The organism is Methylotenera versatilis 79 (genome assembly GCF_000384375.1).
Taxonomy (GTDB): domain Bacteria; phylum Pseudomonadota; class Gammaproteobacteria; order Burkholderiales; family Methylophilaceae; genus Methylotenera_A; species Methylotenera_A versatilis_B.
Map to the genome: position 1 here is coordinate 965,223 of NZ_ARVX01000001.1, position 13,099 is coordinate 978,321.

Here is a 13,099-nt window from a genome sequence, read left to right on the forward strand (position 1 = left end):
TGGCCAAATGTCTGCCTTTTCATCATTCAAGATAAAAGACGCTTTAATTCACTATAAAGTACCATTAATCATATTTGCGGTTTTAATTGTTTTCATCACATTTTTGGCTACGTTTAACTGGAATTGGTTTCGACCATTTCTTGTTAGTTATGTCAGCCAAAAGTCAGAACGTGACATTAAGATAGGCAAGCTAGATGTGGATTTTTCAGGGTTTTTAAATCCAACTATTCAGCTTGAAAACCTATACATTCCTAATGCATCGTGGGCGGATAAGCGACCATTAATTTCGGCCAAAAAAATTTCTTTCAGGTTTAATGCGTTGCAATTTTTACTAAACCCAAAAGCTAGAATCGTTCATGTGACACTGTCTGATAGTGAAGTGAATCTGGAAAGATTGAACGATGGATTACGTAATTGGCGTTTGTTAGATCCTAATTACAAGGGTTTAGGAAAGTATCTTGTGCTTTCGCTAACGGTTCAACGTAGTGTCATCCGTGTTAAAAATCATGCTTTAGATTTAGACTTAATTGCCAAAATAGACCCTAATCCTAACTCCAATCTAAAATCGCAAAAAATGTCAAACAGCGTTACGTTTTCAGGCAATTATCTGAAAGCGCCTTTTAACGGCAAACTATTGACGGATGCCAAAGTGACTTTTCAGCAAACCAATGCGCTCTTTAATGTGGATGGTTTTGTGAATCAAGGTAAAAATAAAGTCAGCATAATCGGTAAATTAGGTGACGTTCTTAAAGATCCTTTAATTGATGCTGACATGAAGATTTCCGGAAATTTATTTTCTTTAGTTAATATCGTCAGTAAGGATAAATTAGCAGGACAAGATGCTTTTAATGTGTCTACGCATATCGTTAAATCGAAAAATAAATACCAAGTGAATCATTTTATTGGGAGTATTAATGGGTCGGATTTAAAGGGGAATTTCAGTTATTTGGATGACAAAGATACGCCTCAAATAAAAGGTGATTTCACTAGCGAAGCAATCAATTTTAAAGGCTTACTTAACCTATTCAAACAGCTAAAAAAATCTGACGCACATTCAGCTCATTCTAATTTACCCAAAGCCAATTCACTAAAACTCGGCTCAACAAATCAATCTTCCATAATAGAAAATCTAAAAAAATCACAGTTGAGTTTGGTGTTGAAAATTAAAAAAGTAGCGCATTTAAACAAGATTACGCTTAGTAACTTAACCTTAAAAGCGAACGGAAATGCGAGAAAATTCGATTTAAAAATTCAGGATGGTTTAATCAATGGCGGCAAACTTTCAGCTAATGCTACCTTAAATGTAAACAAAGATTTACCTGAGTTTCAAAGCGATATTATTGTTAATAAGCTTAAAATTGAAAGTTTATTAGCTAATGAAAATTTGGAAAACCAAGTATCTGCGCCGTTAAATGTAACAGTGAATGCTCACTCAAAAGGAAATTCATTAGCCGAAATCACTAATAATATGTTTGGTCATGCAAATGTAACAATTGGGAAAGGTGTGATTTCAAACAAGCTAGATGCTAAGTTGGGTTTGGACTTCGGCAAGCTATTTTGGCTATCATTGCGCGGTGATAAAAATATCACTTTAAATTGTGGCAAATTCGGGTTTGATATCAAAGATGGCATAGCAACTTCGAATGTATTTTGGGTGAACACGCAGCAAACTGTTATTCAGGGTGATGCAAATATTAACTTGATTAATAAGCAGGTTAATGTGCTTTTGGACTCGCAACCTAAAGACCCAAGTTTATTCGTGAATAATAAATCCATTCAAGTAGCTGGTCAGTTTGATGAGGCTAATTACGCCATCAATACTACGGATAATCAACTGAAAAAATCTGCTAAAAATGCGTCACATCAGCAGTGTAATCAGCACTAAATCAAAGTGTTTAGAGGCTTCGTTTCCTAACTGGATTGTCAACTGAATAACCGCTAACAGCAACAAATTTAGCCTGCATATTACGGATCAGTTAAAACCATAAAACCTACGTTTTTTGCACCGCACGTTGGGGATAGACATTTAGCAAAACTACAATGATGATAATCATTAAAGCGCTGATAGTGTATCGACTTAATGCTAAACCGCCAGCAGCAATTGGCTTGTCTAAATAATCGCCAACAACGGCGCCTAGTGGACGCGTTAGTACAAAAGCGGACCAAAATAATAGGGTTTTAGATATCTTTGTCCAAAAATACAGCGCGGCCACTATTAATAGCAGCGTTGCAAAAATAGTTGCGGCACCCACATAACCCAGCCCTGCAGAATCTGCCGTCCAATCACCCAGCGCAGTGCCAAGCGTTTGAGAAAATAGAATGGTTACCCAGTAAAAAACTTCAGCTTTGGGTGTGTGAATGCTGGATATGGCAATGGTGCCGATTGAGCGATACCAAATAAATAATGAAGTAATCAGCAGCGAAAATAAAAGTGTCGTTCCGCCAGCATAGCCGATGCCGAGCGAGCGATCAGCGAAATCAGCTAAAGTCGTACCCAATGTGGTGGTTGCGATAATCGTCACCCAATAAAGTGCTGGATTAAAGCGAGTTGCCCTAATTTGCGCGACAACTGCGACTATAAAAATAGCTGAAAAAATAAACGAGCTAACCAGATAGCCCAACTGCATCGACATAGATAAGGCATCGCCGCCTGTTTCACCCAAAGTGGTAGCGATGATTTTGATGATCCAAAATGTCAGCGTTACTTCAGCTACTTTGCTTACCGTGTCTTGTATAGATTTAGTCATCTAAGCGTCGTTAACTTTTCAAAAATGTAATGATCATAAACAATATGGGTTTATTTTTTTGATATCACTAAAACCCCAATGACGATGAGCAGAGCACCAATAATCATGCGCAACGTAATCACTTCTTTAAATATCCACCATGCCAACAAAATGGAAACCACAACGCTACCTTTATCAATGAGCGCAACCGTGGCTACATCGCCCATTTTGAGTGCTTTGTAATAAAAAATCCAAGAGCCAGCGGTTGTTAATGCAGAAAGTGCCAGCCATATATAGTTGGCTTTTTGAAGTGACTTTATTTCGGCAGGCGCAACGGCTAATAGGCCAAAAATAATGATAAATATGCAGACAAAAGCCGTTCTTACCGTTAAGCCTAATTCAGCGGAAATGCCAATCAATCCTTGCTTGGCAATCACCGCAGTAAAGCCAGCAAAAAGCATTGAAATCAGTGCGTATAAAATCCAACGTTCCATAGGTGGTTAATCCGCCAGCTAATCCATGAGTTAATCTAATTTTTGATCTAAAACTTCTCTTGTCGCGCTGTAAAGTTTTACATTACTATTTTTACTCAGCATGCTATTTTTGCCTTCACACGCTTTTGAGCTAAGCTCATAAGCCCCCAATATTGTGCAAAATAAATAATCATGGCTCAGTGGCGCATCTTTGTATGGCTGGATATCTTGTAATTTGTAATCAAAGTTTTGACCAGTCCATGCGATGACGGGTATATGCGTTTGCTCCTTAGGTGCAATTGCGTAAGGCGCAGCATGTAAATAAATGCCATGCTCTCCCAATGATTCTCCATGATCTGAACCATATAACATCGCCGTTTCGTAATGATTGTCATATTTCTTCAAAAAGTTAATCACTTCAGATAAGAAATAGTCGGTATATAAAACAGCATTGTCGTAAGCATTATCAATTTCTTGTTGCGTACAATCTCTCAATTCCCCTGTTTGGCAAGCGGGTTTAAAGCGCTCAAACTCTTTTGGATAGCGGCGATAATATTCTGGACCATGGTTGCCCATTTGGTGCAACACAATCAGCATGTCTTTATCTTTGTGTGCCGCAATATACGCATCCAGACCACTTAACATGCCAATATCTCTACATTCGCCTTTACACAAAGGGTTGTGTGTTGGCGTTTTAAAGTCCTCATAGTCTATGCGCGTTGCAACACCTTTCGAGTCGGAGTTATTGTCTCGCCATAATACGGCAATGCCATTTTTATGTAATACATCTAAGGCGTTTTCCTGCTCTAGTGCTTTTTCTTTGTCATATTTTTCGCGCCCTAAGGACGAAAACATGCAAGGCACAGAAACGCTAGTCGATGTACCACAAGAACTGACATTGCTAAAGCTGACAACATCTTGTTTAGATAGTAATGGATTGGTTTCGCGTTTATAGCCATTCAAAGAAAATCTATCTGCTCGCGCTGTTTCGCCCACCACCAAGATAATCAACTCTTTTTTGCTAGTGGGTGGGTCTAGTAAAACGGCATCATCTGCAATTTTATTTAAGGGAATATGATGAGAAGAAATACTGGATTGTTGCGTTACATACTTAATGACTGAATAGGCCGAATAAGTGGGATTTGCATAGAATCGAACGATTTTATGCTCGCGAATAAATGAACTGTAATCGGCTGTAAATGGCAGTATTAACAACACGATTGCCAGTAAAAATAATAATACATGACGTAATTTAGATTTTAATTCTGATTGAATAGTGCCAGGTTTTGGACAATATTTTAAGACGAAATAAGCCGGGATGATGCCTAAAAAAATGGTTTTGGCAACCAAACTTAACGTGATTAAACTGGCAAATTCGCTACTGTTGGTTTGCATGATATTGTCTATCATGACCGTATCGATAATCACCCCTAAATAGTCCATGTAATAAGCGGATTGTGACGCGACGATTAAAAATAAAGCGAGTGTCCAACGCGTTAATTTTCCATAGCAAATCAGCAAGAAAAAGATGGCGGTGAGCGAAGTGAAAAATAATGCCAGCGAAATCAGAAAAGGCACGTTTGCAATAGTAAGTGGATAAATATTCAAGATGCCATGAAACAGTGAATAGTTACCCGTCAGCATAATGAACACGACGACCAGTAAAATAGTCCGCGTTTGTGTTTTAAGCACACCTTGAAGTAGCATAGATTTGTACCTAGCATTTATAATTATTGAGGACATAATATAGGGTTTCCAGTGGGTATAGGGACTAACTTTTAAGATTGCTTTATCAATTGTCTTAACGGTTGTTTTAAAGGTGCTTTTAAAGGCCGTTCTAAAGTCTGCGCATTACCGCCGCCAAATCTTAAGAAAATAGCGGGTAGTAAAATAAGATTTAATACAGTGGAGGTTAAAAGTCCGCTGACCACTACAACTGCAAGTGGATATTCAATCTCATAACCCGAGATTGGACCTTTGATGACAATAGGCAGCAATGCCAGTGTGGTCGCTAGCGCAGTCATTAAGATCGGGATAAGTCTTTCATTTGAGCCGCGCTTAATCAGCTCAATGCCGTATTGAAGTTTTTCATCAATCGCTAAATGTCGGTAATGACTAATCAGCAAAATGCCGTTTCTGGCAGCGATACCCAACACTGCAATAAAGCCCACAATTGAACCCAACGAAACAACGCCGCCAGAAATAAATACGCCCATCACGCCGCCAACAATTGCAAAAGGTAGTGAGAGTAAAAATACCAGCGTGTGTCGATACGATTTAAAATCGATATACACGATAAAAATAATGGTCAGCAACACCACCAACGACAGACTTAACAACTTATTTGCCGCATCTTTTTGCGCGATATGTTCACCCAGAAATTGCGGATAGTAGCCACTTGGAAATGACATCGCAGACACCTTTTGTTGTACTTCTGCGGCAACAGAACCTAAATCTCTACCCTTTGCATTGGCTAACACATCAATACGACGTGATACCGCTTCACGTTTAATTTCATTTGGCATGCCGATAAAATAAACGTCTGCTACATCTTTAATTCTTAATTGCGTGCCGAAAGCGGTATCTATGGCTAGATTTTGGATGGCAGATAAATCTAATTTGGTTTCAGCGCTACCTAGAACCACAACGTCTACTTTTTGTTGGGATTCATATATTTCACCTACTTTTGTGCCTTTTAAAATAGGGCTGGTGACTTTGCGAATGTCATTGGTATTAATGCCGTAACGTTGTGCGACGTCATGTTTAAGGCGAATCTCAATTTGTGGAATCAGAACCTGTGGTTCTACTTTTAAATCTGAAATACCATCCACAGACTGCATCGTCTGTTTGATTGCTTCAGCTTGTTTACGCAATACATCCAAATCTGGCCCAAATAAACGCACCACAATGCTGGCGCTGGTACCAGACAACACTTCTTTGCTGCGTTCTTTTAAATAGGTTTGCACATCAGTAAAAATACCTGAATAGCCGTGCATCGCATGTTGAATCGCAGCAACAGTTTTTTGGTAATCCACTTTCGGGTCAATACTCACCCACAGTTCGGTAAAGTTCGGACCAACCACTTCATCTGCCGCTTCTGCCCGCCCAATATGCGCACCAAAATTGTTAACGCCAGGTATCGCAAGCAAATCATGACTTGCGCGCACACTCATTTTTTTCATCTGCTCAATCGATGCACCAGGACGTTCCAGAAAGTGCATCAAAAAATCAGTCTCTTTAAAATCTGGCAAAAATTCTGAGCCTAAAAAAAGGCTGCCGAATCCCGTCGTCAGAAACACAATCGCCGTTGCGATAAATATCTTTTTAGGTCTTGCTAAAACAATATCGAGTGTTCGGGCATATTGCTGACGTAGCCAAAGCACAACAGGCATTTCTTGGCTGTGCGTTTCGCCATCTAGCAATAGATAGGAAAGTGCAGGCGTGACGATTAACGCAACTAGTAGCGAAGCAAAAATGGCTAATAAATAGGCCATGGCTAACGGTCTAAAAAATGCGCCAGCGATTCCGTCTAAAAACAGCACAGGAAGAAAAACCACCATCACAATCATCGTGGCGTATACCACAGCACTTCTGACTTCTAATGACGCACTAACGATGACACTGAGCTTAGATTTGGGTGACGCTAACTGTTTGTTCAAATTTAATCGCCGAATAATATTTTCGACATCAATAATCGCGTCATCCACCACTTCTCCAAGCGCGATAACTAAGCCTGCAATCACCATAGTATTGATGCTGATATTGAGTGCAGTTAACACTAAAACTGCGGTAATTAATGACAGCGGAATGGCACAAATACTAATCAGCGCAGCGCGTTTATTGCGTAAAAATACCATCAGAATAAGCGCAACTAATACTGCGCCTATCAGTAAGGCTTTTTGCAGGTTTTGAATGGCGCGCTCAATAAATGTTGCGGGTCTGAATATTGTCGAATCAATTTCTAATCCTGTTAACGCAGGTTTGAGTTCTGCGAGTGCAGATTCCAGATTTTTTGTCACTTCAATCGTATTGGCATTGGGGTGCTTTTCTACAATCAGCAATAATCCATCGCCTTGATTAATCACCGCATCGCCAATCGGCGGCGGGCTGCCAACTGTAATATCGGCAATATCGCCTAATCGAATCGGTGCACCATTTTTAAAATCAACTACTGTTGCTGCTAACTCTGTTGGCTTCGCTGTCAGGTTTGTGTGGCGTATAGCAATACGTTGATTCGGCGTATCAACAAATCCGCCCGATTCAATACTGGCCGCGTCACCCGAAGCTTTAATCACTTGTTGCAAACTGACGCCAGAAGCGCGCAGACGGTCTGGGTTAATCAATATTTGCAATTGTTTATCGCGCTGCCCCCAAACGGCAACATTCGCAACGCCAGGCACAGACATCAATCGCGGCCTAATCGTCCACATGGTCAACGCGCTAATATCCATTTGCGAAAGCGTTTTAGACGAAATGCCGATTTTCAATACGCGGGAAAGTGAAGACAAAGGTGGCATTAAAACAGGTGGTCTTGCGACTGATGGCAATTTAGAAGCGGCCAAGGTGAGACGTTCTTGAACAAACTGTCTGGCTTGATTAATATCAGTGCCATCTTCAAAAATCAGTACAACAGAAGATAATCCCAACACAGATTTTGAGCGCAGTGTTTTAAGCTTCGGCGTGCCGTTAAGTGCTTGTTCCAAAGGCATGCTGATCAGTTGCTCAGCTTCTAAGGTTGAAAGTCCAGGTGCTTCTGTCTGAATCTCAACCTTCACTGGCGCGAATTCTGGAAATACATCGAGAGGCGCTTTTTTAATCGTGTTAATGCCAATTGCGATAAGAAGTGCGGACAAAAACAACACAAGCAAACGTGCTTTAACTGCCGAATGGATTAATTTGTTGAGCATATTAAGTGCCTATTCGGGTTAGTGGGCAAAGCCAGTTTCAATGCCAAATAGTTCCAAAGCGCCATTGGTCACGACTTGCGTGCCGATCTCTGGGCCTTGGCTAATCACGGCAGTTGCACCGTTTACGCGTTCTAAAAACACTCTTTTTCGCGCATAAATGGTTTGCGAAGTTTGTGCGTACACCCAACTGCCGCCATAGACATCAAACACGATTGAAGACCAAGGCACAGTCATTGCATCTTGGTTTGAATGTTCGGTTGAGTTTTGGGTTGGTTTTTGAATCACGTCTTGCAGATTTTTTCGCGTGCTTAAAGTGACAGTTACACGCTGCGCAGGGCTTAAGTGCGCTTGTTGATTAGCCACTGCATAAAACACATGCACGGTGCCGGTTAATGGGTCTGCTGAAGGTGGTGTTTTGACTGGTTTTGCAGTGAGTGGTATTGCATTTGCACTAACAGATAAGGGCGTGATTTTTGCGTCTGCCAGCAGGTTAACTTCATCAAGTTCACCTGCTGGAACTGGCGCGCGCACCCAAAGTGTATCCAACTTAGAGATTTCAATGATGGGATTTCCGCTAGAAACCAGCTGATCTGAAACCGCTAAAATATTGCTGATGATGCCAGATTGCGGCGCTTTGATTTCCATCGGCGCGATGGTGCCGATATTCACTACTTGATCTAATACGTCTCTTTTGGTTTTTGCAGCGTCTAAGTTTTTTAACACAAACTGATAGTTCGCATTCGCTTCATCTACATTGCGTTGGCTACCAACCAGTTCATCCAGTAATTTTTTTGCACGAACCAGCGCGATATCAGCCGCTTCTAGCTGCGCCTTTGTCGTGTTCACCAAGCTTTCGGCATCGGCTAACGCACTCAACATATTGACGCGTGCATCGGGTGTTAACAATGGCTGAATAAAATAAAGCACCTCGCCTGCTTTTACCTGCGCCCCAGGTTGTAACGCGTGAGTTAACCCATTTTTTTGAGCAAAAACCAATTTGCCCGCAATGGGCGCTGTAACGGTGACTTTTTCGCCGGTGGGAATAACCAGCTCGCCTGCGTAAGTTTTTGTTGCCGTCACGCGTTCACGTTTCAGCGCGGCAGTTTGAATACCTAATTTTCGATAGGCATCTTCAGTAATCTGCACTTGATTCAGATCATTTTCAGAAACCGTTTTGGGCTGAGCAATATTTTTAGACATTAAACTTTCGTTTGGCTTGGCGATTAAGGCCGAACAAACCAGCAAAACGGATACAGTGAGTGCGCTGGTGGCCGCGATAATCAAAACAGTACGATTCATCTTTTTAAATTTCATTTGTAATTTGTTTAAATCCATCATCAACTCGCACTCAGTTTTGGCCCGATATTGCGCATTAATTCTGCCCATTTGCCAATAAGCTCGGCCTTCAACTGAATCTGCCGCATTTGCGCATCAACCAATTGGCGATTTGCTTCTAGTGTTTGCAAATAGGAAATGTCACCTTCTGCGTAGGCTTGTTGTGTTAATTGCATGGTTTCTAATATCGAAGGCATTAATTCATCCTGCAGCACATTCCAGTCGTGGCAAGATTGTTGATATTGAAGGTGCGCAGTTCTAGTTTCTAATAAGGCCTGTTGCTTCAATACTTCAAGGTTCAGTTCTGCACGTTCTAACTCCGCTTCTGCCCGACTAATCTCGCCTTGATTTTGATTGAGCGCTGGAATAGTGGTGCGGATGGTCGGGCCAAGAACGTGCCCATTTTGACCACTTGTCGCATCCGCAGTACCGGTCAACTTAAACCAGCTTATATTGGATAATTTCAGTTTCTCTTTATTGGCATCGATTGAAAATTGTGAGGCGATAATGTCTGGACGTTGCGCTAGCGATTGAGTGAGCAAGTGGTCAATATCAACTGCTTGGCAGGCAGGAATAACATTAGGCGATAATTGAATATTGCGATTTTTTTGTGCTGTATCTAAACTATTTACACCAAGCAGATTAAGCAGAATCTCCGTTTTCAATTGCACATCATATTGCGCAAGATCCCAATCGCGCTTGGTGATAATCGCATCATTTTTTGCGATGAGAATGTCTTTGCCATTCATATCGCCTGCTTCAAGACGTTTGTTAGAAAGCGTATAAATTTTTTGGCGTAATTGGTACGATGATTCGCTCACTTGCAATTTTTCTTGTGCCAACACGCGTTGCGCGTAGGCAACTCGTACCTCTTTAATCAGATTTAGCCCCGATTGCGTCAGGCGATTCGCAGTCGCATCCGCTTCATTTTTCATGGCGCGCAGTTTTATCGGACGCAACCACAGCGCCTCTAAAGGCAAATCTATCGCGTATTTATAGGGTTTGTTGATTGTGCCAAAGGCATACAATAAATCGGGGTTTGGCAGCAAGCCTGCAGTGGTTAAATCGGCTTTGGCTAACTTTAAATCGATTAATAGTGACTTAAAAGCAGCATTATTGTTTAATGCCAACAAGACTGCCTCTGTTTCAGTGAGTGTTTTTTGCTGACTTAATTTCGCTGCTGCAGATTCAGTTTCAGCAGATGCGCTGGCCGTTAATGCTTGATCGTATGCGATTATTTTGTTTAAAACAGCCGCTTTATCCGCTGTTTGAGGAACAGACTGGCAACCAGCCATAAAAATAATGGCTGATAAACATAAACAGTTTTTAGTAATAGAGACAAACCTGCGGTGCATTTTTTAAGTCAGAGACGATTAAGTAGTGCGAAATATAGAGCGCCAAACTTAATGGAAACTTAAAAGACTTAACGATTAAAAAGCTTGAATACTGAAAGCGTTAATCTGGAATTTAAATTCACTCAAAATAAGTGTTAAGTTTCCATTAAGTAATCGCTATCAATATATCGTTCTGTATCAATCAAGCGTATTTGCTAAGCTTGGTGATATGAGTAATCAGTAAAACTTAACCACTTAAAATCTTTAAAAAACCTTTAATTATTTTGGAAAAACTTTTGTGCGCTTACTATTAATTGAAGATGATGTGATGATTGGTCAAAGCTTACAAAAAGCATTGAAGCATCATACGATCAATTGGGTGCAAGACACTTTTGCTGCCGATTTAACCTTAAGTGTTGAAGCCTATGATTTGATTCTGTTAGATTTGGGTTTGCCTAAGCGTTCTGGTATCGATTTTTTAATCAGTTTACGCAGCAGAGGAGAGGTGCTGCCAGTGCTGATTATTACAGCAAAAGATAGTATTGAAGATCGTGTAAAAGGTTTGGATAGTGGTGCGGATGATTATCTGCTTAAACCGTTTGCGGTGGATGAATTAGAAGCGAGAATCAGAGCGCTGACAAGACGCAAACAAGATCGAAGCGATCCGTTGATTCAATACGGCGGCGCCATTTTAAACCCAGCTACTTATACCTTAACTTTTAAAGGCATTACAGAACGTTTATCTGTTAAAGCTTTTGCGATAATGACGGTTTTGTTAGAAAACCCAGGCGTGATTTTTTCTAGAAATCAATTGGAAGAAAAAATCTACGGCTGGACAGATGAAATTGAAAGCAATGCAGTCGAGGTGCATATTCATACCATTAGACGCAAATTTGGCGCTGAAATCATTGTGAACGTACGCGGCGTTGGTTATACCTTTGTTAAGGAATCCACCTCAAAATGACGCATTCAATTAAGCGCTTTTTATTCGTTAATATTACGTTAGCCATTATTGTCATTTACGCATTGATTAGCGTTGTTTCGTACATGACGAGCAAGAGTGAGCTAGATGAATTATATGATGCAAACTTAGAGCAGGTTGCCAATACCATTGCGGCGCGACATGTAACGTTGCGCGATACTGCAACAAATGATGTTGACGCGCAGAAGGATAAAAATACGTTAGGCGCGGGCGGGAAAATTCAACGTGAGCAAGAATTTTATGTGCGCATCATCGATAATCAGGACCATATTTTATATGTTTCTCACGCCAAAGAAAAAGTGCCCGCAACGGCAATGGAGGGATTTTCTACCCAAGCTTATAAAAATAAAAAGTGGCGTCTATTTACCATCAAAGTGAATGAAGAGACCATTCAAGTCGCACAGTCATTAAAATTACGAAACGCAACCATCACCGAAACAGCGCTTAGTTTATTGGCGCCTCAACTGTTATTTATACCTGTGTTGGTCTTAATTATCTTTTTTGCGATTAAAAAAGCGTTAACTCCTTTAACGACGTTATCTCAAGCGATTCAAAGTCGTCAAAGTATTGATTTGCAACCTTTTTCACAAGATAAAACGCCTGCGGAAATCAAACCTTTGGTACACGCGCTTAATTTATTTATGGTTAGAGTTTCTGACATGATTGGCGTATTAAAACGATTCACATCAGATGCGGCACATGAGCTTCGCACACCCATCACGGCGCTTAAACTACAACTCACTTTAATTGAGCAAGCGAAAAATAAATCGGAGCGCGATCAAGCGATTGATGCGCTTAGAGGCGGGATTGATCGCTCTGAACAACTGGTGAGCCAGTTATTGACCTTGGCTAAAATTGAGCCGAATAGCCAGATTCGAGAGCTGGAAACTATTGATTTGCTGAAACTTGTTAAAGAAAGCATAGGGGAATTACTGCCGCTCGCGCTAGCCAAATCGATTGACGTTGGTTTAATCACATCGAATGCTGCTTACATTCATGCTGTTCGTCATGAAATTAAAATATTGATTAATAATATTATTGATAACGCCATTCGCTATTCGCCAATCAACGCCAAAGTGGATATTTCTGTCATCCAAAAGAATGAACAGGTCATTTTAGAAATAAATGACTCAGGAGAAGGTATTTTTACTGAAGATTTTGAACGCGTGTTTGAACGGTTTTACAGAGGTCAAAACAAAGATGCTAAAGGATCTGGATTAGGTTTATCTATCGTGAAAGAAATTGCAGATCAGCATGATGCCAAGATTGTAATTAAAAATCTAAACTCTGGGTTAAACCGTGGGTTTAGTTTTAGCGTTATTTTTACTGGGAAAATATAAAT

The 13,099-nt window shown here is 40.6% G+C and carries 9 protein-coding genes; 3 read left to right on the forward strand and 6 right to left on the reverse strand.

Annotated elements, in window-relative coordinates; genetic code table 11:
- Positions 1-7: 7 nt before the first annotated feature.
- Positions 8-1,885: an AsmA family protein gene (locus METVE_RS0104855; RefSeq protein ID WP_020167325.1), complete on the forward strand. Its 1,878-nt coding sequence runs from the start codon at positions 8-10 to the stop codon at positions 1,883-1,885.
- Between the two features lie 106 nt (positions 1,886-1,991).
- Here the strand turns inward: METVE_RS0104855 and METVE_RS0104860 are convergent, their stop codons facing one another.
- The 6 genes from METVE_RS0104860 to METVE_RS0104885 all read right to left on the reverse strand — a co-directional run bounded on the left by METVE_RS0104860 (position 1,992) and on the right by METVE_RS0104885 (position 10,736).
- Positions 1,992-2,747, reverse strand: coding sequence for a COG4705 family protein (locus METVE_RS0104860; RefSeq protein ID WP_020167326.1), 756 nt, complete (start codon positions 2,745-2,747; stop codon positions 1,992-1,994).
- 50 nt (positions 2,748-2,797) lie between these two features.
- Positions 2,798-3,220 carry an EamA family transporter gene (locus METVE_RS0104865; RefSeq protein ID WP_020167327.1) on the reverse strand — a complete coding sequence of 141 codons (423 nt, stop codon included), beginning with the start codon at positions 3,218-3,220 and terminating at the stop codon, positions 2,798-2,800.
- 30 nt (positions 3,221-3,250) lie between these two features.
- Positions 3,251-4,906, reverse strand: coding sequence for a phosphoethanolamine transferase (locus METVE_RS0104870; protein ID WP_020167328.1), 1,656 nt, complete (start codon positions 4,904-4,906; stop codon positions 3,251-3,253).
- A gap of 71 nt (positions 4,907-4,977) precedes the next feature.
- The gene (locus tag METVE_RS0104875) at positions 4,978-8,106 is read right to left on the reverse strand and encodes an efflux RND transporter permease subunit (protein WP_020167329.1); all 3,129 of its coding nucleotides are present in this window, start codon (positions 8,104-8,106) and stop codon (positions 4,978-4,980) included.
- An 18-nt stretch (positions 8,107-8,124) separates the two neighbouring features.
- Entirely contained in the window at positions 8,125-9,420 is a 1,296-nt protein-coding gene (locus tag METVE_RS0104880) for an efflux RND transporter periplasmic adaptor subunit (RefSeq protein ID WP_232415547.1), read from the reverse strand.
- 23 nt (positions 9,421-9,443) lie between these two features.
- Positions 9,444-10,736, reverse strand: a complete 1,293-nt coding sequence (locus METVE_RS0104885; protein ID WP_232415393.1) for a TolC family protein — start codon at positions 10,734-10,736, stop codon at positions 9,444-9,446.
- Positions 10,737-11,073: 337 nt separating this feature from the next.
- Here METVE_RS0104885 and METVE_RS0104890 point away from each other — a divergent pair, with 337 nt between their 5' ends.
- Together METVE_RS0104890 and METVE_RS0104895 are read left to right on the forward strand one after the other, a co-directional pair.
- Entirely contained in the window at positions 11,074-11,739 is a 666-nt protein-coding gene (locus METVE_RS0104890) for a response regulator (protein ID WP_020167332.1), read from the forward strand.
- Positions 11,736-13,097, forward strand: coding sequence for an ATP-binding protein (locus METVE_RS0104895; RefSeq protein WP_020167333.1), 1,362 nt, complete (start codon positions 11,736-11,738; stop codon positions 13,095-13,097). The genes METVE_RS0104890 and METVE_RS0104895 overlap by 4 nt, the downstream gene beginning before the upstream one ends.
- The last annotated feature ends 2 nt before the right edge of the window (positions 13,098-13,099 follow it).